This window comes from Rhodococcus sp. NPDC077669 (genome assembly GCF_040686915.1).
GTDB classification, from domain to species: Bacteria; Actinomycetota; Actinomycetes; order Mycobacteriales; family Mycobacteriaceae; genus Rhodococcoides; species Rhodococcoides fascians.
The window spans coordinates 231,703-253,871 of the sequence record NZ_JBFBMD010000003.1 but is presented as its reverse complement, the minus strand read 5'-3'; the positions used below and the strand labels follow the sequence as shown (position 1 = coordinate 253,871).

Annotated in this window: 26 protein-coding genes; 12 read left to right on the top strand and 14 right to left on the bottom strand. The window is 65.1% G+C overall.

What is annotated here, in order from left to right; all coding sequences use genetic code 11:
• Positions 1-5: 5 nt before the first annotated feature.
• The 8 genes from AB0P23_RS05685 to AB0P23_RS05650 form a co-directional block, all read right to left on the bottom strand.
• Complete coding sequence (locus tag AB0P23_RS05685) at positions 6-683, bottom strand: response regulator (RefSeq protein ID WP_032367717.1); 678 nt, start codon at positions 681-683, stop codon at positions 6-8.
• Complete coding sequence (locus AB0P23_RS05680) at positions 680-3,133, bottom strand: sensor histidine kinase KdpD (RefSeq protein WP_363796993.1); 2,454 nt, start codon at positions 3,131-3,133, stop codon at positions 680-682. Before AB0P23_RS05680 ends, AB0P23_RS05685 begins: the two co-directional genes overlap by 4 nt.
• Positions 3,117-3,773 (bottom strand): potassium-transporting ATPase subunit C, encoded by a 657-nt coding sequence (locus tag AB0P23_RS05675; protein ID WP_363796991.1) that lies wholly within the window; start codon positions 3,771-3,773, stop codon positions 3,117-3,119. Before AB0P23_RS05675 ends, AB0P23_RS05680 begins: the two co-directional genes overlap by 17 nt.
• A 2-nt stretch (positions 3,774-3,775) precedes the next feature.
• On the bottom strand, positions 3,776-5,788 hold the full coding sequence (kdpB, locus tag AB0P23_RS05670) for a potassium-transporting ATPase subunit KdpB (RefSeq protein ID WP_363796989.1): 2,013 nt from the start codon (positions 5,786-5,788) through the stop codon (positions 3,776-3,778).
• Positions 5,785-7,449 (bottom strand): potassium-transporting ATPase subunit KdpA, encoded by a 1,665-nt coding sequence (kdpA, locus tag AB0P23_RS05665; protein WP_363796988.1) that lies wholly within the window; start codon positions 7,447-7,449, stop codon positions 5,785-5,787. The genes kdpB and kdpA overlap by 4 nt, the downstream gene beginning before the upstream one ends.
• Positions 7,450-7,456: 7 nt before the next feature.
• Positions 7,457-7,540, bottom strand: coding sequence for a potassium-transporting ATPase subunit F (locus AB0P23_RS05660; protein ID WP_072691966.1), 84 nt, complete (start codon positions 7,538-7,540; stop codon positions 7,457-7,459).
• A gap of 117 nt (positions 7,541-7,657) precedes the next feature.
• Positions 7,658-8,116, bottom strand: coding sequence for a hypothetical protein (locus tag AB0P23_RS05655; RefSeq protein ID WP_027495130.1), 459 nt, complete (start codon positions 8,114-8,116; stop codon positions 7,658-7,660).
• On the bottom strand, positions 8,101-8,658 hold the full coding sequence (locus AB0P23_RS05650) for a sigma-70 family RNA polymerase sigma factor (RefSeq protein ID WP_052056556.1): 558 nt from the start codon (positions 8,656-8,658) through the stop codon (positions 8,101-8,103). The genes AB0P23_RS05655 and AB0P23_RS05650 overlap by 16 nt, the downstream gene beginning before the upstream one ends.
• A 120-nt stretch (positions 8,659-8,778) precedes the next feature.
• Between AB0P23_RS05650 and AB0P23_RS05645 the strand changes: the two genes are divergently transcribed.
• Genes AB0P23_RS05645 through AB0P23_RS05615 form a run of 7 tightly spaced genes read left to right on the top strand, consistent with a single transcriptional unit; the run spans position 8,779 to position 11,635 of the window.
• Positions 8,779-9,267, top strand: a complete 489-nt coding sequence (locus AB0P23_RS05645) for an Asp23/Gls24 family envelope stress response protein (RefSeq protein ID WP_027495128.1) — start codon at positions 8,779-8,781, stop codon at positions 9,265-9,267.
• Positions 9,264-9,554, top strand: a complete 291-nt coding sequence (locus tag AB0P23_RS05640; protein ID WP_027495127.1) for an Asp23/Gls24 family envelope stress response protein — start codon at positions 9,264-9,266, stop codon at positions 9,552-9,554. The genes AB0P23_RS05645 and AB0P23_RS05640 overlap by 4 nt, the downstream gene beginning before the upstream one ends.
• Before the next feature lie 19 nt (positions 9,555-9,573).
• The gene (locus AB0P23_RS05635) at positions 9,574-9,858 is read left to right on the top strand and encodes a hypothetical protein (protein ID WP_162182897.1); all 285 of its coding nucleotides are present in this window, start codon (positions 9,574-9,576) and stop codon (positions 9,856-9,858) included.
• A gap of 39 nt (positions 9,859-9,897) precedes the next feature.
• Positions 9,898-10,077: a hypothetical protein gene (locus AB0P23_RS05630; protein ID WP_027495126.1), complete on the top strand. Its 180-nt coding sequence runs from the start codon at positions 9,898-9,900 to the stop codon at positions 10,075-10,077.
• The gene (locus tag AB0P23_RS05625) at positions 10,070-10,483 is read left to right on the top strand and encodes an Asp23/Gls24 family envelope stress response protein (RefSeq protein ID WP_363796985.1); all 414 of its coding nucleotides are present in this window, start codon (positions 10,070-10,072) and stop codon (positions 10,481-10,483) included. The genes AB0P23_RS05630 and AB0P23_RS05625 overlap by 8 nt, the downstream gene beginning before the upstream one ends.
• Positions 10,480-11,022 carry a DUF6286 domain-containing protein gene (locus AB0P23_RS05620; protein WP_052053617.1) on the top strand — a complete coding sequence of 181 codons (543 nt, stop codon included), beginning with the start codon at positions 10,480-10,482 and terminating at the stop codon, positions 11,020-11,022. Before AB0P23_RS05625 ends, AB0P23_RS05620 begins: the two co-directional genes overlap by 4 nt.
• A gap of 13 nt (positions 11,023-11,035) precedes the next feature.
• Positions 11,036-11,635, top strand: a complete 600-nt coding sequence (locus AB0P23_RS05615) for a hypothetical protein (RefSeq protein ID WP_310179624.1) — start codon at positions 11,036-11,038, stop codon at positions 11,633-11,635.
• Here AB0P23_RS05615 and AB0P23_RS05610 read toward each other — a convergent pair.
• Genes AB0P23_RS05610 through AB0P23_RS05600 form a run of 3 tightly spaced genes read right to left on the bottom strand, consistent with a single transcriptional unit; the run spans position 11,628 to position 15,229 of the window.
• The gene (locus AB0P23_RS05610; protein ID WP_052060811.1) at positions 11,628-12,608 is read right to left on the bottom strand and encodes an endonuclease/exonuclease/phosphatase family protein; all 981 of its coding nucleotides are present in this window, start codon (positions 12,606-12,608) and stop codon (positions 11,628-11,630) included. The two genes, AB0P23_RS05615 and AB0P23_RS05610, sit on opposite strands and share 8 nt — an antisense overlap.
• Positions 12,609-12,622: 14 nt before the next feature.
• Entirely contained in the window at positions 12,623-13,921 is a 1,299-nt protein-coding gene (locus AB0P23_RS05605; RefSeq protein WP_032389391.1) for a lipase family protein, read from the bottom strand.
• A 60-nt stretch (positions 13,922-13,981) separates the two neighbouring features.
• On the bottom strand, positions 13,982-15,229 hold the full coding sequence (locus tag AB0P23_RS05600) for an HNH endonuclease signature motif containing protein (RefSeq protein WP_363796983.1): 1,248 nt from the start codon (positions 15,227-15,229) through the stop codon (positions 13,982-13,984).
• 171 nt (positions 15,230-15,400) lie between these two features.
• On the opposite strand from AB0P23_RS05600, the gene AB0P23_RS05595 reads away from it, so the two are divergent.
• The 4 genes from AB0P23_RS05595 (at position 15,401) to AB0P23_RS05580 (ending at position 19,386) form a co-directional block, all read left to right on the top strand.
• Positions 15,401-16,303, top strand: a complete 903-nt coding sequence (locus tag AB0P23_RS05595; RefSeq protein WP_204847267.1) for a TIGR04222 domain-containing membrane protein — start codon at positions 15,401-15,403, stop codon at positions 16,301-16,303.
• Positions 16,300-17,139, top strand: a complete 840-nt coding sequence (locus tag AB0P23_RS05590) for a DUF692 domain-containing protein (RefSeq protein ID WP_230593522.1) — start codon at positions 16,300-16,302, stop codon at positions 17,137-17,139. Before AB0P23_RS05595 ends, AB0P23_RS05590 begins: the two co-directional genes overlap by 4 nt.
• Before the next feature lie 311 nt (positions 17,140-17,450).
• Positions 17,451-18,680, top strand: a complete 1,230-nt coding sequence (locus AB0P23_RS05585) for a molybdopterin-dependent oxidoreductase (protein ID WP_052061640.1) — start codon at positions 17,451-17,453, stop codon at positions 18,678-18,680.
• A gap of 106 nt (positions 18,681-18,786) precedes the next feature.
• On the top strand, positions 18,787-19,386 hold the full coding sequence (locus tag AB0P23_RS05580) for a hypothetical protein (protein ID WP_032373468.1): 600 nt from the start codon (positions 18,787-18,789) through the stop codon (positions 19,384-19,386).
• Here the strand turns inward: AB0P23_RS05580 and AB0P23_RS05575 are convergent.
• Genes AB0P23_RS05575 through AB0P23_RS05565 form a run of 3 tightly spaced genes read right to left on the bottom strand, consistent with a single transcriptional unit; the run spans position 19,383 to position 21,641 of the window.
• Positions 19,383-20,144, bottom strand: coding sequence for a class I SAM-dependent methyltransferase (locus tag AB0P23_RS05575; protein ID WP_052061624.1), 762 nt, complete (start codon positions 20,142-20,144; stop codon positions 19,383-19,385). The genes AB0P23_RS05580 and AB0P23_RS05575 overlap by 4 nt on opposite strands.
• A 27-nt stretch (positions 20,145-20,171) precedes the next feature.
• Positions 20,172-20,621 (bottom strand): SRPBCC family protein, encoded by a 450-nt coding sequence (locus AB0P23_RS05570; RefSeq protein WP_032373467.1) that lies wholly within the window; start codon positions 20,619-20,621, stop codon positions 20,172-20,174.
• Between the two features lie 54 nt (positions 20,622-20,675).
• On the bottom strand, positions 20,676-21,641 hold the full coding sequence (locus AB0P23_RS05565; RefSeq protein WP_206498486.1) for a D-2-hydroxyacid dehydrogenase: 966 nt from the start codon (positions 21,639-21,641) through the stop codon (positions 20,676-20,678).
• 17 nt (positions 21,642-21,658) lie between these two features.
• Between AB0P23_RS05565 and AB0P23_RS05560 the strand changes: the two genes are divergently transcribed.
• A complete protein-coding gene (locus AB0P23_RS05560; protein WP_032373465.1) occupies positions 21,659-22,165 on the top strand; it encodes a GNAT family N-acetyltransferase in 507 nt (168 codons plus the stop codon).
• Positions 22,166-22,169: the final 4 nt, after the last annotated feature.

Below are 22,169 nucleotides of genomic sequence, written 5' to 3'. Positions count from 1 at the left end.
AGCGCTCAGCTCACGAATCGATAGCCCATGCCGGTTTCGGTGATCAGATGCACCGGTGCCGCTGGGTCTCGTTCCAACTTCTGGCGTAGTTGGCCGAGATAGATTCGCAGATAATGCGTTTCGCGTTCGTGCCCGGGTCCCCACACGGTACGCAGAATCTCCTTCTGCGACACCAGTTTCCCCTCGTTGCGGACGAGCAGTTCGAGGACGCCCCATTCGGTGCGCGTCAGGTGCACGTTCTCACCCTGTCGAACAACGGTTTTGGCGGCGAGGTCGACGGTGAAGTCCGCAGTCTCGACGATGGGATCCGCCACCGATTGCGGACCGCGGCGCAGGGCCGCGCGGAGTCGCGCCAGCAGCTCGTCCATGCCGAACGGCTTGGTCACGAAGTCGTCCGCTCCGGCATCGAGTGCCTCGACGGTGTCGGCCGAGTCGGTGCGCGCCGAGAGCACCAGAATCGGCACATCGGTCCATCCGCGCAGACCTGCTATGACGTCGATACCGTCGATGTCGGGCAGACCGAGATCCAGAATCACGATGTCCGGGTGGAAGTTCGCGGCCACCCGCAGTGCTTCCCCACCCGTAGCCGCGCTGACGACCTCGAATCCGCGGACGTTCAGATTGATCCGCAGCGCCCGCACGATCTGTGGTTCGTCGTCGACGACGAGCGCCCGTACCTTCACCTGCTCGCCGCCTTCAACTCGACCGTCATCGTCAGCCCTCCGCCGACGGTGTCCGACGCCGTGACGGTACCGCCCATGGCCCGCACGAATCCTCGCACCACCGACAGGCCGAGTCCGACACCCACCGAGTTGTCACGGTCGCCGAGGCGTTGGAACGCATCGAACATGGTCGCTTCGGCCCCGACGGTGATGCCGGGGCCGTGGTCGACGACGGAGATGGCGGCCATGTCACCGTGCACTGCGGCGCGCACGGTGATCTCGCCGGTGGGGGCGTAGCGGGCACTGTTGGCCACCAGGTTCGCGAGCACTCGTTCGAGCAGACCCGGATCGGCAAGCACTTCGACGTCGCCCACCTCGACCCGCACCCGCTCGTCGGCCCCCACCAGCGCGCCTGCCAGTACGTCGTCGACGAAGACGGGACGCAGACTGGGTTGCACCACACCGGCTTGCAGCCGCGAGGAGTCGAGCAGATTGGTCACCAATGCCGTCAACTGGTCGGCCGACTCGTCGATGGTGGCGAGCAGTTCGTCGGTGTCCTCGGGCGAGAACTGAACGTCGGTGCTGCGCAGCGACGACGAGGCTGCCTTGACCGCCGACAGCGGCGTTCGCAGATCGTGGCTGACGGCCGAGAGCAATGCTCGACGCAACGCGTCGGCCTCGGCCAGTGCGTTGGCGCGGCTGGCTTCCTCGGCCAAACGGGCTTGGCGCACCATGCCCGCGGCTTGGTTGGCCACGGCTGCCAGTACGCGGCGATCGTGGGCGCGGGTACGTTCGCCGACGAGCAGCAACGTGAAATCGCCCGCGTCGATCTCGGTGTCGGCCCCGTTGCGATCGGTCGGCGGGTGTTCGCCCGAGCTGCCCACGATGGATCGGGACTGGTTGTCCCACAATGCGACGCCGGACTGCCGATACGTCTCCCGTGCGCGCTCTAGCAGCGCACCCAGATCGGCACCGCGCAGGACGGACCCCGCGAACAGGGTCAACAGTTCGGCTTCCTGCGTCGCCCGGCGTGCCTGACGCGTCCGCCGAGCGGCCGCATCCACCAGGGCCGCGACCGCGACAGCGACCAGCAGCAGTACGACTGTCACGACGAAGTTGTCCGGCTCGGCGATCGTCAGGCTGTATCTGGGTGTGGTGAAGAAATAGTTCAGCAGAAATCCTGCGATCAGCGCCGAGAGTGCCGCCGGTGCAACACCTCCCAACAGAGCCACACACAGCACCACCATGAAGAACAGGGCGCTCTCACCGCTGGAATCGAAGTCCGGACCGACCGTGCTCAGCACTGCAGCGGCCAAGCAAGGCACGAGAACCGCAGCCAGCCAGGCGATCACCCGTCGACGCCCCGAATCGACCTGCAGACTCCGCCGACGGGCCTGCTCGGCGTGAGTGACCATGTGCACGTCGATCTTTCCGGAGTTCTGCACGACGGCCGCGCCGATACCCTCGTCGAGAATGCGGGCGGCGCGTGACCGTCTCGAGGTACCGATCACCAACTGCGTGGCGTTCACTCCGCGCGCGAAATCGAGCAGAGTGGTGGGCACGTCGTCCCCGACAACGCTGTGCACACTCGCACCGAGGCCGGCGGCGAGCTTGCGCACGGAACCCATCTGCGGTGCGGACACGCCCATGAGGCCGTCTCCGCGCACGATGTGCAGGACCATCAGTTCGGCACTCGACTTCGAGGCGATCCGACTCGCCCGCCGCAGCAGGGTTTCCGACTCGGGGCCGCCCGTCACCGCGACCACCACCCGCTCGCGCGCCTCCCAGGTGTCGGTGATGCGATTGTCCTTGCGGTATTTCACCAATGCGGCGTCGACCTGGTCGGCGATCCAGAGCAGTGCGAGCTCACGCAGAGCCGTCAGGTTGCCGCCGCGGAAGTAGTTGCTCAGCGCGGCGTCTACTTTGTCGGCGGCGTAGACGTTGCCGTGCCGCAGCCTGCTCCGCAGCGCCTCGGGTGTGATGTCGACCAGCTCGACTTCGTCGGCGGCCCGAACCACACTGTCGGGAACCGTCTCTCGCTGCGGAACACCGGTGATCTGCTGCACCACGTCGTTCAGAGATTCGAGGTGCTGCACGTTGAGGGTGGAGATGACATCGATGCCCGCGTCGAGCAGCACTTCGACGTCCTGCCACCGCTTGTCGTGGACGCTGCCCGGAGTGTTGGTGTGCGCCAGCTCGTCGACGAGCACCACCTCGGGGCGGCGCGTCAGGACCGCGTCGAGATCGAGTTCCTGCGCCGAGGCTCCTCGGTAACGGACGGTGGCCATCGGCAGAACTTCGATGCCCTCGAGTGCCTCGATGGTTCGCGCCCGGCCGTGCGTTTCCACGACGGCCGCGACCACGTCACATCCGCGATCCTGCAGCCGACGAGCTTCGCCGAGCATGGCGAAGGTCTTGCCGACGCCGGGCGCGGCACCGAGGTAGATCCGCAGCTCACCCCTGTCCGCCACAGCCTGTCTCCTCACCCGGCCGGTATGCGTCCCGCAGTGCCAGGTTCAACTCCGGGACATTCACCGCTTCGGCACCGAGTACACCGTACTGCGGGCCGCGGGTGTACTTGTCGACCAGAGCCTCGACATCGTCGACCGACGCTCCGTTGACCTGGGCCACCCGGGCGACCTGGAGGGCCGCGTAGGCGGGACTGATATCGGGATCGATACCGGATCCGGAGCCGGTGACGGCGTCGGCCGGAATCGTGGACGGGTCGACGTTCTCCCGGGCTTCGATGGCGGCTCGGCGCTGTTCGACGAACGACGCGAGTACCTCGCTCGACGGGCCCTGATTGGTCGGTAGCGCTGCGGCCGGATCTCCCGGCGCGAACGCGTCGTCGTCCGATACCGAGCCCGTGACGCGGGTGTGGAAGAACGGATCCGGCTCTCCCGGAGCCACCTGCGGATCGACGCCGATCAGCGAGCTGCCGACGACGCAGCCCTGTGCGTCACGCAGCGGTGACCCCTCGGCGGAGTCGGTGCCGATGCGGCTGATGCCCCAGACCACAGCCGGATAGGCGATGCCGAGGATCACGGTGAGCGCCAGCAGCACTGCGAAGCCGGCGACGACCTGACGGAGAAATCCCTGTACGAAACGCATGGTCAGCCAATCCCTGGAATGAGTCGAACGAGCAGGTCGATGAGCCAGATACCGACGAACGGACTGATGACGCCGCCGACGCCGTAGACCAGTAGGTTCCGCCGCAGCAACGCAGCTGCGGACGCCGGGGTGTATCGAACACCTTTGAGTGCCAACGGAATCAGCGCCACGATGACGAGCGCATTGAAGATCACCGCGGACAGGATCGCCGATTCCGGGGTCGCCAGGTGCATGATGTTCAGCCCGCCCAGCTGGGGATAGACGGTGGAGAACATCGCCGGCAGAATCGCGAAGTACTTCGCCAAATCGTTGGCCAACGAGAACGTCGTCAGAGCTCCGCGCGTGATGAGCAACTGCTTGCCGATCTCGACGATCTCGATGAGTTTGGTCGGATCGGAATCGAGGTCGACCATGTTGCCGGCTTCCTTGGCGGCCGAGGTGCCGGTGTTCATCGCGACGCCGACGTCGGCCTGGGCGAGAGCCGGGGCATCGTTGGTACCGTCGCCGGTCATCGCAACGAGCCTGCCGCCTTCCTGCTCCTGCCGGATGAGCGTGAGCTTTTCCTCGGGAGTGGCCTCGGCCAGGTAGTCGTCGACACCTGCCTCGGCAGCAATGGCTTTGGCGGTCAGCGGATTGTCACCGGTGACCATCACGGTTCGGATGCCCATGGCCCGCAGCTGAGCGAACCGTTCGGCAATGCCGGGTTTGACGACGTCCGAGAGTTCGACGACACCGAGAGCGCGAGCAGCAGAACCGGTTTCGCGTACCGCGACCACCAGCGGAGTGCCGCCGTTCTGCGCGATGTCGTGCACGGTGCCGTCCAGATCGGCCGTCCCGCCGCCGTCGCGAATCCAACTGTAGACCGAATCCGCTGCACCCTTGCGGATCTCCATGCCCGGTAGATCCAACCCGCTCATCCGAGTTTGCGCCGTGAACGCCACGAACTCCCCGCGCTCGGATTCACCTTCTGCCGTGACGGATTCGAAGTCTCGCTCGACCAGTTCGACGATGCTGCGCCCCTCGGGGGTGCCGTCGGCCAGCGACGACAGCCGAGCGGCGCGAGCCAATTCGGCGGCGTCGATGCCCGTCGCCGGATGCAGGCCGGTGGCGCGGCGGTTACCGAAAGTGATGGTCCCGGTCTTGTCCATCAGCAGGGTGTCGATGTCGCCTGCCGCCTCCACTGCCCGGCCGGACATTGCCAGTACGTTGCGCTGCACCAACCGGTCCATGCCCGCGATACCGATGGCCGAGAGCAGTGCCCCGATGGTCGTGGGGATCAGGCAGACGAGCAGGGCAATCAGCTGGATTGGATCCTGTTGCTGTCCAGAGTAATTCGACATCGGACCGATGGCGACGACAGCGAAGAGAAACACGATGGTCAGCGACGCGAGCAGGATGTTCAGGGCGATCTCGTTCGGCGTCTTCTGCCGCGCCGCGCCCTCGACGAGGGCGATCATCCGATCCACGAACGTCTCGCCCTGCGCTGCAGTGATTTTCACGACGATCTCGTCGGAGAGCACGATGGTGCCGCCGGTGACGGCCGACCGATCGCCGCCGGATTCACGGACCACGGGAGCCGACTCACCGGTGATGGCGGATTCGTCGACGGTTGCAATGCCCTCGATGACATCGCCGTCGCCGGGAATGACCTCACCGGCCGAGACGACGACCTCGTCGCCGACCTTCAATTCGGCACCGGCCACCTCGGTGATCACGAACTCGGCACCCGACGCCGTGCGTCGTCGAGCAGTGGTGTCTTGCTTCACCTTTCGCAGGCTGGCTGCCTGCGCCTTGCCGCGGCCTTCGGCGACGGATTCGGCGAGGTTCGCGAACAGCACCGTGAACCACAGCCAGCCGGTGACGAACCAGGCGAATACCGACGGCTGAGCGATCGACAGGATCGTCGTGACGATCGAGCCGAGGAAGACGACGAACATGACCGGGTTGCGGGCCAGGTGGCGCGGATCGAGTTTGCGGAACGCGCCGGGTAGAGCGGTGTTCAGTGACAGGTTCATTGCATGGCCTCTGCTATGGGTCCGAGAGCAAGTGCGGGGAAGAAGGTGAGGGCCGCGACCAGGATGGAGGTACCGATCAGCAGCGTGCCGAACAACGGTCCATCGGTGGGCAGGGTGCCCGCGTTGGGCGCGCTGCGTTTGGTCGTCGCGAGCGAACCGGCCAGGGCCAATACGAAGACGATCGGCAGAAAGCGGCCGAGCAGCATCGCGATACCGAGGGAGATCTGGAACCAGTCGCTCGTCACCGTCAGGCCGCCGAAAGCACTGCCGTTGTTGTTCGATGCCGATGCATAGGCGTAGAGCACCTCGGTGAATCCGTGGATGCCGGGGTTGCCCTGATAGCTCGTCGTCGATCCGAGTATCACCGTGATCGACGTGCCGACGAGCACGAGGATCGGCATCACGAGAACCGAGAGCGCGGCCATCGTGATGGCCCGTCGACCCAGCTTCTTGCCGAGGAATTCCGGAGTTCGGCCGACGAGCAGACCACCGACGAAGACGGCGATGACCGCGAGAACCAGCAATCCGTACAGACCGGTGCCGACGCCACCCGGCGCGATCTCGCCGAACAGCATGTTCAGCAACACCGCTCCGCCGCCCAGCGCAGACATACTGTCGTGGGCCGAATTGACTGCGCCGGTGGATGTTCCGGTCGTCGACACCGCGAACAGCGCAGACGCCGGGATGCCGAAGCGAACTTCCTTGCCTTCCATCATCGCGCCCGCGGCCGTTGCTGCCACTCCACGGGTACCGGATTCGGCGAACAACGTCACCGCCAACAGCGTCGCCCACAGCGTCGCCATCACCGCCAACAGAGTCAGGCCCTGCTTGCGGTTGCCGATCATCGTGCCGAACGTACGAGTGAGGGCCACCGGAATCAGCAGCAACGAGATGATCTGCACGATGTTGGTCAGCGGTGTCGGGTTCTCGAACGGATGCGCCGAGTTGGCCGCCAGAATGCCACCACCGTTGGTGCCGATCTCCTTGATCGCCTCCTGTGAGGCAACGGGCGCAAGCGCATTGGTGACCGTCTGCCCATCGAGACCGGTGGAGGTGAAGCCGGTCGAGAACGACATCACGGTGCCCTGAGTCAGCATGATCACCGCGACGAGCACGGAGAGCGGCAGCAGAATACGGAGCGTCCCGCGCGTGAGGTCGACCCAGAAATTGCCGAGCTCACCGCCCGTCGACACCCGAACGAAGCCGCGCACGACGGCGATCGCCACCGCGAGACCGACTGCAGCAGAGACGAAGTTCTGCACCGCCAGCCCCAGCGGCTGCGTCAGATTCGACAGCGTGGTCTCGGGAACGTACGACTGCCAGTTGGTGTTGGTGACGAACGACGCCGCAGTGTTGAACGCCATCGCCGGACTCACCCCCGACAGGCCACCGTTCAGCGGTAGCACACCTTGAATTCGCTGCAGTACGAACAGGAATACGACCCCGGCGAACGAGAACCCGAGCAGGCTGGTGGAATAGCCGACCCAGGTCTGTTCCGACGACGAGTTCACCCGGGCCACCCGATAGAGCAGACTCTCGACGCGAGTGTCGTGGGTAGAACCGAACACTCGGGCCATGTAGTCACCGAGCGGCACGTACGCCGCCGCCAACACGACGATCACGATGCCGATCTGAAGACCGGCAAGCAGAGCAGGATTCATGGCGCCGTCAGAACCTCTCCGGATCGAGAAGAGCGACGAACAGGTAGACCGCGACGAACGCGGCCACCGTGAGACAGAGCAATTCGGTCATTGCTCGATCTTGGATCCCACCAGCGAACGAAAACGCGTTCCTTACGCTTTCCTACGCTCACGACCTGCGGTCATGACGGAGTTTTTACGCTAGCGCTCCTCGGGCAATCGCGATCCGCTAGCGCTCCTCGATGTCGTCGACGCGGATTTCGACCGCATCCCTGCCGAGGGTGACGCCGAGCAGGTCCGCGACCACGTCGATGGCGATCGATGCCAGTTCTTCGCCTGCCGCCTGCAGATCGTCGCCGTACACGCCGATCACCGCGACGAACAGGCCTGTGCAGGCGTGATCGTCGAGATCGAGGTCGATCTCGGTGGGCTGTGCACCGTGTACGCCCGCGAGAGCACGGCGCAACGTCGTCTTGACGATGTGATCGCTGATCCGCAGTGAGTCCCGTGGATCAGCCGCTGAACCCGCCGGGAAGACGCTGTCGATCGGCCAGGTGCGGCGCGTCGTATTGCGCACTTTCGCGAGGATGGACGAGCTGATGTCCACCCAGTTCGGTTCCTGCGGTGCCTCCCGAAGCTCGGTGGCAGCACGCGCGAGAACCGCATTCGGTTCTACCGGGTTCGCCATGTCGCCAACCTTTCGCTCAATGTTGCTCGTGCTCTGGTCAATTGACCTCGTACTGCTCCTGCGGACAACGTCATGATCGCGCCGATCTCCGGATGGGTCAGGCCCTCGACCTCCCGAAGCAACCAGCAGGCCCGCTGCCGATAGGGCAACTCCGCCAGTGCCACACCCAATTCGGCCATGAAGCTGTCTGCTTCGACGTCCGCCTCGGGATCACTGCCCGCGCCCGTGCTCTTGCGCTCGAATACCCAGTCTTCCGCAGGAGGAACGCTGCGACGCCGGCGATGATCTATCACTTTGTGCGAGACCAACGAGAACAGCCAGGTGCGCAGAGCCGATTCGCCCCGGAAGTTGTCGAGCCCCTTCCACGCTGCGACGAACGCGTCCTGCACTACCTCCTCTGCTGCACCCTGATCGGACAGCATGTTTCGGGCGTACCGAAACATCTCCGGTCCGTATCGGCCCACGATCTCCTCGAACGCATCCGTCTCGCCGAGCGCGGCTGCGCCGACGAGTACGCGGTCCGACGCATCTCTCCACTCCATCGGGCCCCCAGACGTAATCTATGACGTAGGTCACTTTATTTGTACGTGCGTTTCGGTGATCGAGCTACGACCAACTCCTGACACACACTGTGCACCACTACTCAGCGAAGAGAGGCAGTCATGAGCTCCACGACGGACACCAAGGCAACCGTATCCGCAGCAGGCGAAGGCAAGACCGACATCACCACGAAGTCGGATTCCGTGCTCGTCAGCTCGCAGGGCCGCACCACCATTGCCGATACCGTCGTCTCGAAGATCGCCGGCATCGCCACCCGTGAGGTCCAGGGCGTACATGCCGTCGGCGGCGGAGCGAGCCGCGCGATCGGTGCCCTGCGCGAGCGTATCCCGGGTGCCCGCGTCAACCAGTCGCAGGGCGTCTCGGTCGAGGTCGGCGAGCGTCAGGCAGCGGTCGACATCGACATCGTCGCCGATTACGGCGTCTCGATCGCAGACCTCGCAGCAGGCATTCGTCGCAACGTCATCAACGCCGTCGAGCGCATGACGGGCCTCGAGGTCACCGAGGTCAACATCGTCGTTCACGACATCTACCTGGACGACGGCTCGGACGAAGAGGAGACCACCGAGACCGCCTCCACCCGAGTGCAGTGACCGACCCGAACCCGACGGACCGTGACAAGTCCGAAGACATCGCCGACGCCGTACAGGCGATCGACGGTGTCGTCGGGCTGCACGGCGGCATGTTCGGCGAGGCTGCGACCTATCTACCCGGACGCCGCGTCGCCGGCATCCGGATCGCAGACGACGGCACCGAGGTACACGTCACTCTCCAGTTCGGCTACGCCGTACGGGAGACCGCCGAGGCAGTGCGTAGCACCGTCGCGGCAATGGTCGACGGGCCCGTGCACGTCACAGTCGAGGATGTCGTCCGGGTCTGAATTGTGCGAGTCTGACCAGGTGAACGAGCATTCAGCGCGCGACCGGGCCGCCGCGTACAAGGCGGCCCGGCGCGCTGTGGCCCGAGAACACCACCCCGACATCGGTGGTGATCCCGCCCGGTACATGGCAGAGCTCGCGGAAGTCGACCGCCGGTTCGCCGTACTTCCGTCGACTCCGATCAACACTGCCAGCGCACCGACAGCGTTCCGCTCGTCCTCGGTACCGACGCCACTGCGCACACTGCCGAAACGCATCGCCCGGCTCCGCAAACGCGTCACTCGACGCAACTACTTCGACATCTGAACCCTCGACATCCGAACACTCTGACTGGAGATCAAGACCATGACCACTGCAACCATCGGTTTGTTCGTGGGACTTTTGCTGGCCATCGCCGCAGCAGCCGGCGGCTTCACCGGCTTCCTCATCGCCATCGTCCTCGGCGGACTCGGTTTCTTCGTCGGCCGCTACATCGACGGTGAACTGGATCTGAACTCGATCATGCGTGGTCGCGGTCGTGACTGACACAGCAGCAGCCCCCACGACCCCCGGGACACCGGCAGCAACCCCGGGGTCACTCGCGGACCCCGGCGATCGCGGTTCCCTGGAGATCAAGCACAAGGCAGTCGAACGCCTGGCCGTTCTGGCGGCCCGCGGTACCGACTCCGTCACCGACCGCCAGCCCGGACTGCACCTCCTCGGTGGGCGTGATCTGCCGAAGGCCGATGTGACGATCACCGGCGAGCGCGTGCGAGCAAAGGTCTCCGTCGGAGTCACCTGGCCCTCACCGTTGGCGAAAGTGGCTGCGAACGTTCGCGCCGCCGTGGCCAGAGACCTGTCCGAACTCGGTGTCTACACCGTCGACCGAGTCGACGTGACGGTCGAATGCATACCGGCCGAGCCCACCAGCGAAGAAGGGAGAGTGCAGTGACAGAGCAAGCAAGCAAGAAGCCGGTGGCCAACCCCACCGCAGCTGTTCCGGCCGTCCTGTTCGCTCTCGTTCTCATCGCCGCCGGAGTCGTACTCGGCCGCGAGGCGCTGCTGAAGCTGGGCGCTCTCGACGGCTCCGAGTGGGTCGGCCCGGCCGCGTCAAACCTCGACGGGCTCACCGCTCAGCAGTGGATGCTGCCCGCAGGTATCGCCGCCGTCGTCATCGGATTCGTTCTCGTGTTCGTGGCAATTCGCCCACGTCGTCGCACCCACCGTGCTCTCACCGAGCAGGGCGTCTGGCTTCGTAAGGGCGACGTCGCTGCCGTCGCGCGATCTGCCGCCCTGGACAGTGTGGGCGTCGACACCGCGTCCGCCAAGGCAGGCAACAAGAAGGTGACCGTCGCCGTCTCCACCGTGGCCGGTACCGACACCTCGGCTCTGAAGTCCGCGGTCGTGACGTCCGTGGACGACGCCCTCCGCCCACTCGCGTCGGCACCCAAGGTGCGCACCCGAGTGCGAACGACAGGACAGGCCTCATGAAAGGACAGCAGCTGTGAAACGTGCAACCGCATCGCTCGACCGCACCGGCACAGCCGTCGTCGGGCTGGCTCTGATCGCTCTCGGCGGCGGAGCTATCGCGTGGGAACGTGGCGAGCTTCCCGGCCGCGAGCGGCTGGACGCCGCGTTCGTCGACACCGCCGTCGACGCCGGTTGGTGGCCCTGGGCTCTCGGCGTAGCCGCTGTCGTGCTGATCCTGCTGGGTCTGTGGTGGTTGCTCGCGCACCTGCCGCGCCGATCGGTCGGGACCGTGGCCTTCGGATCCACGTCGGCCGAGGTCACGAACGTGGACGGTGCCCAGGTCGACGGCAGGCTCAGCGTCGACCTGGGCACCGCGGCCCGTAGTGCAGCCAAGTCGCTGGCAGGTCACGACGGAATCGTCTCGGCCTCCGGTCGCTCTGTCTCGGACAGGGGACAGCGCGTGGTCGAGATCGTCGCGACGCTCGATCCAGCCGTCACGTCCCTCGAGCAGGTCTCCGACGCCGCAGCACGGACCCGTGACGACATCGTGACCTCACTCGACGGAACTCCAGCCAAGGTGCGAATTCTGTTGCAGTGCGGCAAGTCTCGCAAGCAGTCGGCGCGCGTCAGCTGACTCCGGAGAACTCGATCTCCCCGATCAGACCGTGGTGGTCCGATCCCGGGAGGTCGATTCTTTCCAGTGATCGGGCGTGCCCGGAATTGGTGAGAATGTGGTCGATGCCGACGACGGCGGGAGTGCCCTTGTCCGTGGGATAGGTCGGGATCAGCCCCATCCCCAATTGTGCTGCGGCGTCGGTATATCCGGCATCGAGTAGGTTCCTGAACTTCTTGTGCGAATACGTGGTGTTGAAATCACCACTGACGATGACGGGACCGCTTGCCGACACCGCCTCGAGATCGCTACGGAGCGTGTCCAATTCGGCGGTCCAGATATCGGCCGGGGTGACGTATGCCGGGCCGGGATGGACGGCCAGCAGCGTCACTGGCTCCGATCCGGGAACGTCGACGGAGGTGGCCAGGTTCACGGGCCCGTAGCCGGCGAGTTCGCGGTTGTCGGACAGCGGTGTGCGACTGTAGATTCCGGCACCTCCGCCACCCGTCGGCAACGCTCGCAGGTAGCTGTACGGAAAGAGTTGCTCCATGCCGGCATCCCGTAGCCCGAGCACCGACGCATCGGTCAGCTCTTGGATCGTCACGACGTCGACGGCGTTGTCGCGTGCCGATCCGACGACGACCGACGGATCGGCGCTGCCCACCATCAGGTTGGCCTGCATCACCCGCAGCCGGACGGCATCGCCGCTCGCCTCGTCCTGGGATGCCGCGTCGGCCACGTACAGAGGTGCGTACGCCACTGCGGCTGCTGCCAACACGACCGCGGACACCGCCGCCAGAATCCATTGCCTACCGATCAGCGCGACGACGGCACCGACCACGACAGCGACGAGCATCAGGGGAACGAACGATGCCAGCGCGATCAGAACGTTGATGCGGGTGTCGGTGTAGTACGCCCCCATCGCGACGAGTCCGGTGACGATGCCCAGCGTCGCGATCGTTCCGGTGAGAATCCGTACCCAGGTTCGCTGCATCGCACCGAGAGTAGCTACGCCCTGACGCCGACGGTCAATGCTCGGACGGTTGTCCAGGTCAGAGACATCAAGCCCCGTACAGCCGCGAACGAGAACGCCGTCGACCACACCGTTCTGGTCGCCGGTTCGGCAACAGGAAGGCCGGCAAAGCGATCGGCCAGCCAGTCGAGGGTCAGGGGCGCACTGAGCGGATGCAGCGACAGGTGCTCGCTCAGCCGATCTCGCAGGTAGGTGACGTGTGCGCCGGCTTCGAGATACCGATCGACCTGGCCGTCGACGTCGTCGACGGCAATGATCTGGTCGTGCACGGCCTGCACGACCAGCAGCGGCACCGACGGCGCAGTGCGACCGGGCTGGATGTCCTGGAACACCTGCACGATCTCGGGTAGGGCGAGCAGGTCGGCAAGCGGAATGTCGATGTAGTTGTCGAGATCGTGCCGAGCCAGCCGCCTGACGGCACGAACCGTCGTCATCGATTCGACGGAATCGAGAATGCGCATTCCGTCCTCGCTGACGTACTGACGCACCACGCGATCGAGATCGGGGTAGGTGCGTCGCAGTCCCGCGACAACAAGCGTCGGCAGAGCCGCGTGCAGCGTCGCGTTGAGCCTGGTGAACGCAGAACCCGGATCGCCGACGGGGGAGCCGAGGGCGGCACCGACGAGCTCGAGCTCCGGCGCGTATTCGGGGGCCATCTCCGCGGCCCACGACGTCGCCAGCCCGCCGCCCGAATATCCCCACAATGCGACGGGTGTGCTCTCGTGCAGCTCCAACGACTCGAACGACAGCGCCGCGCGGATCGCGTCGAGTGTGCAGAATCCTGGTTCCTGTGGCGACCCCCAATGTCCGTCCGGTCCCTCGTGGTCGGGGATCGAGATGGTCCATCCGCGGCGCAGGGCATGCAGAACTAGCAGAAACTCGAACTGAGGAACTGCGCCGAGGGCCTTCGAGCCGCGTCGAAGCGCGTAGGACGGAAAACACGAGGACGCGACGCCGTCGATGGCGCACTGGTACGAGAGCAACACCGGTTCGGCATTCTGCGGCCGCAGCACCGTCGTCACACTGGCCTGCGGTACACCGCCCAGATCGGCGGTGCGGTACAGCAGCTGCCATGCGTCGACTCGCTGTCGCACGTGGCCGAACATCGCGACCTCGACCGGCCTCACCTTGAGAATCGTCCCCGGTAGAGCCGCTTCGTAGCCCTCGGGCGCGGCGTAGAACGGGTCGTTTTCCGGCCTGGTCGCATCCTCACAGCTCGGCCATTGTTCCACCGGCCAGGACTGTTCGTCCGCCATCGATCTGTCGACGCTCATATCCCACCGCTTCTTGTCCGAGTCTCTTCGTCACACTAACTTGCCCTGAACGGCCCCTTTTCATGCAGCCTGCTGCCAGTTGGTGATCAGAACGTCGGTCGCGTAGCTCAGGTCGAGGCCTTCCCCGCCCCAGTTCGGGACAATGGCGTCGGGTTCGATGTGCTGATATTGCCGCCGGAGGACCTCGGCGTCTCCGGACAGCGCCGGCGCGTGAACCATCTCTGCTCCCGATGGGTGCCGGAACGTGAATCGTTGGTGGCCGAGGGATTCGATGAGGAAGTAGCCGTCGTGCAGTGCTCGATGGTGTTCGCCGCACAGCAGGACCAAGTTGTCGAGCGAGGTCGCACCTCCCCGCAAGCGGTAGGTGACGTGGTGAGCATGCAGAAACCGGGTGCGTCCGCACCCGGGCACCGAGCAGCATCGATCGCGAATGATCAACTGACGCAGCTGGGTTCGGCTCGGAGCTTTGGCAGTGGTACTCCACCGCACCGTTTTTCCCAACCGGCCGTGACCAACGACTCGCATGACCGACGAACACAACACCTGAGCGAGAGTTTCGTCGTCGAGCCCGGGCCCGTCATCGAAATGAGCATGATCGCACCCGGCTTCGGTGCTGTCTCCGAGGTGTATCAACACCTCCGCGGCAGGTGAGACGACCGGTGAATCGATGGCGGCGCACACCATCTCCGCCATCGCGACGAGCGCAGGAACGGGGTTCGGCGGCGCCGGGGCCGACCGGTCACCCTCGGCTTCCACCTCGGTGCGGGTGCGCTCGTACTCGGCCCTGGTCACCGCAGCCAGAAATCGCTTGCCATCCTCGGGCCGAAAGCGCGCCGTCACCACGAGCGAGCCGTCCTCGTCGTCCCAGCGCCACCGTCCCACACACGGATCGAGGTCGACGCCGTTGCCTCTGGTCGGCCGCATCGCCTTCTTCAGACCACGGCAGAGACGTTCGATGTGCGCGGCGGGTGCATCGAGCGCCTTCTGCAGCAGTGACGCTTCGTTGTCGGCGGTGGCAACACGGGTCATCGCGCGCACCTTCGAGTACGACACCGTGCCGCTCAGGTACGCAGAGGTGATCAGGGGCAGCTCTCGCATCGCCTTGGCCACCCGTACCTGCTCACGGGCAGTGTGCAGATCGACTCCCGCGCGCCAGGACAACCAGTGCGCACAGGACCTCGTCTCCCACGCGGCCCACCCGCGTCGAGCATCGAACTCACCGACCAGGATCAGATACTGCGCAGATGCAGCCGCGATCTGGCCCGCCAGCGCGCATATCTCCGTCTCGATGTCTGCAGTCTCGACCATGAATGCCCCACTCGTCGAATGTATGTTCGACGACAGTACGACGAGGCACCGACAAGAACGGCGGGAAACCGACGCACCCGTCCCCGCGGGGACGTTGTCGGGGTTGCTTTCTCGCCCGCGGGCCCGATACTGAGCATCAGATGCTGGATCCGACGGAAAGTGGGTGTGGCCATGAGCGGTTCGGACACCTGGGGCATCCCCAGCACAGACTTTCTCCGCTGGTACCTGCTCGCGGCAGTTCTCGCGATACTCCTGACGATGGCGGGGAACTGGATAGCCGCTCACCGATCGACCCCGGTGACGTCGGCAGGCCGCGTGCTCACACCACCCGAAGTAGGTGTGCTCACCAGCGACTCCCAGGCAGTGATGGCGTCGTTGGCCATACTTCGCGGTGCCGAGATCATCGACTCGCAAGGAAGAAAGCGCCGCGAGCTGAGCGCCATCGAGCGGTCACAGCTGGACTGGTTCACCCGCACCGTTCTCGAACGCCTCGGTAGCGGTAAAGCACCCCTGGTTCGCTCCCGACTGGTGGCGAACATGTCGGGCACATGCGCGCAACTGCGGAGCACTCTCGTCGACGAGGGTCTGCTGCACGGCGCACGCGGCTCCGCTGTCACACGGGTATTCCCGGTGGTCTTCGTCATCGCAGTCGGAATTGCCCGCATCGTCGCCGGCACCGCGAACGGCAAGCCCGTCTGGTTTCTCGTCGCGATCGTGCTCGTCCTGTTCGCGGCGGTGCCGGTTCTGCTTCGTCGACGCCGTCGGACAGCTGCGGGCGACACCGAACTACGCCGGCTCCGCGCCGAGAACGACTACCTTTCACCCCGCGCGCGACCGTCCTTCACCGCCTACGGGCCGACTCGTGCCGGAATGTCTGCAGCCATTTTCGGAGCAGGGGCCCTGCTGATGCTCGATCCGGCGATGGCCGGTGCACTCAGCTACGGCACCGCCCAGGCCGGTGGGGCCGCGTCGTTCGGCTTCGGCGGCGACAGCGGTGGCAGCGGAGGCGACGGCGGCAGCAGCAGTTGCGGTGGCGGCGGTGGGGGATGCGGCGGCGGAGGTTGTGGAGGTTGAACGTCGACGCAGTGCCCGTGGGGCTCGGAATCGGTTGGCGCTCGGAGATATCCGGCATCGTCTCGGAACTGCCGGGGCTGGCGTTCTGCGAGGTCATCGCCGAATCGATCGGTGAGCAGGCACCCGATCGCCTCGTCGCATTGGGAGTTCCCGTCGTCGCGCACGGAATCTCGTTGTCGTTGGGCGGTGCGGAGCCGGTGGAGCAGCACCGTATCGACCGACTGGCACGAGTCGCCTCGATGCTCGGATCCCCACTGGTGAGCGAGCACATCGCCTTCGTCCGCGCCGACGGCATCGAGGCCGGTCATCTGCTTCCGGTGCCGCGCACCCACGAAGCCCTGACGGCGCTCGCGCGAAACATCGCACGAACGCAGGATGGTGTGCCGGTTCCGCTGGCGGTGGAAAACATTGCAGCCCTGTTCGATTGGCCGGAAGACCAGTTGACCGAGAGTGAGTTCCTGGCAGAACTCGTCGAGCGGACCGGCGTGAGCCTGGTGCTCGACATCGCCAACGTGTACGCGAACGCACTCAATCGGGGCCGCGACCCGTGGACCGAACTCGAACGCCTGCCGCTGGATCGAATTGCTTACTGCCACATCGCCGGTGGCACGGTCCGCGGCGGCATCTATCACGACACCCACACTGAGCCGGTGCCCGACGAAGTCCTCGAACTACTACGAACCTTTGCGACGGCTGGGCATCGCACGCCCCTGATGCTCGAACGCGACGGTCACTATCCACCCGAGGCCGAGCTTCTCGCAGAACTGGATTCGATCGCGGATGCCGCGGGACTCGATCGCATCACCGGGGTACGGACGTCCGGGTACACGAGGTGAACGACGACCTGGCTCGCCGTCAAGAAGAGTTGGTGCGCGCTCTCGTGGCAGGTGGGCCACTGCCCGCCGAATTCGATTCTGCGACAGTGGACACTGTCCGAGCGGCTTTGCTGAACAAGCGAGCGGCCGAGATCGCGGCACGCTATCCGGCACTGCCCTCGGCGTTGGGCGACCGATACGAAATGCTGTTCCGCCGATGGGCGTCGAGCCGCCCCAAGGTGTCGACGGCCGAGGATGCCGAGGCCTTCTACCGAGCCATGGAACAGGAAGGGGAACTCGCCGCCACACATCCGGGACGGGTCGGGCAGCGAATGCCATACATGGCCGACGCACCCAACCCGCTCGCGCGCTTTCGCAGTCCGCTGCGCAGCACGTGGTTGACGTCGGTGTTCGGCGCGGTGCTGCTCGTTGCGCTGCCGATCGTGATTCTGACGGGCCTGCTGTCCTACAGTGCCTACGGGCCGCAATTCGGCCAAGCCAGACCAGGTGCCGTCGGGTGGTTGCGTTTACCGTTCTTCGACTGGCCGACGAACCCGGCCTGGCTGTACCAGCTGACGCAGGGCCTGCACGTCGGGTTGGGCCTGATCATCGTCCCGCTCGTCATCGCCAAGCTCTGGTCGGTGATGCCCAAGCTCGTCGAACTGCCACCGGTCCGGTCGCCCGCACATGCACTCGAACGACTGTCGCTGCTGGCACTCGTCGGTGGCCTGCTGTTCGAGATCGTCACCGGCGTGCTGAACATCCAGTACGACTACGTGTTCGGCTTCGATTTCTACGCCGCTCACTACTTCGGTGCCTGGGTTTTCATCTCCGGATTCCTGGTGCACCTCGGTCTCAAAGTGCCGCTGATGTGGCGGACCCTTCGATCGGAATCGTTGATGGACGTCCTGCGCGCCCGCAACGAAGCGCCGAGCCGGCCACACGAAACCATGAGCCGACGAGGTGCGATCGGATTGGTCGCCGCCGGAATGGGATTCGTAGCCGTGTTGACGGTGGGGCAAACCGTCGGAGGCGTCCTACGCAAGGCAGCAATTCTGCTTCCGCGGGGGCGTTCGTACGGCGACGGGCCCAACGACTTTCAAATCAACCGCACCGCCGAGGCGGCCGGTGTCACCGAAGAACAGACGGGCGCAGACTGGACTCTGTCCGTCGAGAGCGCTTCGGAGAACTCGGAACCCGTGGTTCTCTCCCGCGGCAGGCTGCTGTCCATGACTCAGCACACCGCCGAACTTCCCATCGCCTGTGTCGAAGGATGGTCGACCACGCAGAGTTGGACGGGAGTTCCGTTGGCCGAACTCGCAGCATTGGCAGGGGTACCCGCACCCAGGTCCGCGGAAATCATCTCGATAGAACAGGGTGGCCCATTCGGTCGTGCTGTGCTGCAGGGCAATCAAGCGCTCCATCCCGATTCGCTGTTGGCATTGAAAGTCAACGGCGTCGATCTCTCGCTCGATCACGGCTACCCGGCACGTGTCATCGTTCCCGCGCTTCCCGGTGTGCACAACACCAAGTGGGTGGCGCGCATCGTGTTCCGTTCGTGACTTTGCAAAACCACCCGGATAGTCGAGAATCTTTCATCGGTGGCCCGCGGGGCTGCCGACGAAGGATTACTCCTTCGTCTGGACGAGTCCAAAAGGTCATGCCACGATGCACGCACTATCTCGAGGCCTTCTCGCCGCGGGTGCAGCCCTCACGCTGATGCTCGCCGCGGGCTGTTCGTCGTCCGACGCCGGCACTGCCGTTGCCGCAGACACCACCGCCTCCAGCAGTTCCGCAGCCCCCACCACCACCGACAACGTGTCCGGCCAGGAAGGCATCGACGCCGGTGGCTCCACCGACATCGACGTCGAGATCGGCCAGTGCGTCAAGCTCGGTGGCACGATGACTGCCGCCGAGATCGACAACGCCGAGTGCGGCAGCATGGAGTCCAACTACAAGGTCATCGCCAAAGCCGAAGAGAACGAGCAGTGCCCCACCGACGTCAACCAGACGTATTACGAGACTCTGAACGGTGTCGAGCAGGGTGCATTGTGCCTCGACGTCGACTGGGTGATCGACGGCTGCATGAGCGTGCCGAGTACCGGAATGGACGAGCCCGCCCGAGTCGATTGCGCAGACCCCAGCGCGACGAGCGTGGAGAAGGTCACCGAGATCAAGACCGGAACCGCCGACCCCAACGACTGCCCCGAAGGCGGATTCGCCTACGAAGCACGGCAATTCGTCGTCTGCACCACAACGATGTCCTAGCCTGGATTCGCCGTCATCATCTGCGTGACGTAGTGATAGTCCAGGTGGCCGTGGCTGTCGATAGCCGCATGGACCGCTCGGAGCACTTCCTGCCGACGTGTGTCGGTGAGAATCTGGTGACTCGAGTACGTCGCGGCCATGGCGCAGAATTCGTCCGCGGTGTAACGCTGAACCCACTCGTAGGTCGACGTGGACCATGGGCCGAAGCCGGCCGCGCGGGGTACCGCGGTCTCGGATTGCACGCCGAGAGAGTGCGCCAACAGCGGTGCGGCTTCCGGCTCGGTGGCGATGTACGCAGCCCGCACCGACTCCCACACCGGCCCGTCAAGCTGACCGGGCATGTTCCACCACAGCCGAAGTGATCCCCCGGGGACCAATGCACGAGCCGCCACCGCGGCTCCTCGATCGGGATCGACCCAGTGCCACGCCTGAGCGGCCACGACGACATCGAACGATGAGCGCGCGCCGACGTAGTCCTCGAACCGGGTGACCTGAACATCGACGTCCATGTTCTCGGTTCGGTGTCGGATCACCTCGGCCATAGCTGAATCCGGCTCGACCGCAACCACAGAAGCGCCGCGTTCAGCCAACGCAACGGTGGCTTTGCCGGTGCCGGCTCCCGCTTCCAACACGCGGGTCGCACCGCCGGCAAGAACATCCGTGTACAGCGCCGCCGGGTATCCAGGACGAGCGCGGTCGTACTCCTCGGCGACTCGGCCGAAGGTCAAACCGCGGGGTCGTTCCGGCTCGTCCGTCACGTTAGCCAGAGTACCGATTATTCGGGACTACCGATGTTCGGCCGCTTCCAGCTGCGATCGGAGAGTGGACTCGGTGTGCCGAATTGCCTGCCCGACGACGGGCTCCACGACGGCCCCGAGAACCTTTCCGGCGATGCCCCCGGGCAGGCTGTAACGGAAGATGACGTCGAGACGGGTCCGGCCCTCATCCAGGTCCGTGAACGACCAGGTCGAGGAGTTGGACAGGCCTTCGACCGATTCGAGCGTGAGTCGCTCGTTCTCGACCCATTCGGTGACGCGCACGATCGAATTCAACGACTTGGGGCCAATCTGCATGGTTGCGTCGTACGTCGCCCCGAGACCGGAGGTGGTCTCACTCCTCGGCTCGAACCGCGTGATCCCGAACATCCACCGCGGGACGTTTCGATAGTCGTCGAGGTAGGCGAACGCCACATCGCGGGGTGTCGACGCGACCGCCGAATGGTTTATCTCACGCATTCCACCGACACTAATACACGCGACGGCGTGTTACACATAGATTGGCGTCGGCCTCTACCGGCGGACGTAGCCCGCCTGCTTGTCCACCACATTGACCAGGGACTCGTTCCGCCGATACCTATCGAGATTGTCCTCGAACAGCGTCCACAGCCGATCGGCGAAGTCGTCGGCGTCACCGGCCAGATGCGCCGTCAGAATCACGTTGTCCATCTCCCACAGCGGACTCGACGCCGGAAGTGGCTCGACCTCGAAGACATCCAACACGGCCCATCCGATCGCCCCGGAATCCAACGCCTCACACAAGGCCTGTTCGTCGACAACGGGCCCACGGGCGATGTTGACCAGCCCCGCGTCGTGACGCATCGCCCCGAGGACCTCTGCATTCACGAGCCCCCGGGTCTTCTCGGTCAGCGGCGCGGACAGCACCACCACGTCGTATTCACCTGCGTAGGCGGGTAACTCGTCCACCGAACGAATTCTCCCGAACTCCGCGTCTCCCGGCCGCTCGGATGTGCCGGCCGCGTCGACACGCATACCGAGTGCCCCGAGAACGCGACCGATGGCGCGGCCGATCGAACCCGGACCGACGACCAGCACTCTCCGATTGTGGATTCCACTGGTGAGGCGATGCTCCCAGACCCGTTCACGTTGTCGCCGAAGCGCTTCGGGCAGCTTCTTCATCGACGCCAGAACGCCCGCAGCGACGTATTCGGCAATTGCACGGTCGAGAATGCCGCCGGAGTTGGTCAGCACCCAGGGAGTTTCCCGCAGAACCGGATCCAGAACCCGATCGACCCCAGCGCTCGACACATGAATCCATCGGAGCTTGTCGGCGTGCGGCCACACGTTGCGCAGGTCGACCGTCTCGAACGTGCGAAACAGCAGAACCTCCGCCCACGACACAGCGTCGACGAGTTCGGTGATCGCGCAGCTCCGGAGCTGAACTCCATCGATCGACGGGAAGGCTTTTCGGTCCGAATCACTCTCGACCACAAGCACGTTCACCACAGGACTCGTCACCTCCGTACGATGGCAGGGTGCTCACCGTAGAACTCGCGTCTGCCGCCGACACAGCAACGATACTCGACCTCCGGCACGCCGCCGAGGACTGGTTGGCCGCCCGCAGCATCGATCAGTGGGCACCGCGCGAGGTACCTCTGTCGACTGTTGCGGCCCAGATAGACGCAGGGGAGTTCTACATCGCTCGACGTCACGCCGGTGGCCCGATCGTCGGAGCCCTGCGACTGATTTGGGCCGATCCTGCCGTCTGGCCGGAGCCAGACGACGACGCAGGCTATGTGCACGGATTGGTGATCGACAGAAGCGAAGCCGGAACGGGACTGGGCACCTCGTTGCTCGAGTGGGCGACGCAGCGGACCCGACAGGAAGGGCGAGGGCTGCTACGGCTGGACTGCGCCGAAACCAACACCGCTCTTCGCAACTACTACCTTCGGCAGGGTTTCCAGTACGTCGGCCGTCGCGACTTCGACGGTGGCAGTTCGTGGTTCAGCGTGGCGCTGTTCGAGAAGCCGACCTGCTTGTAGCGTG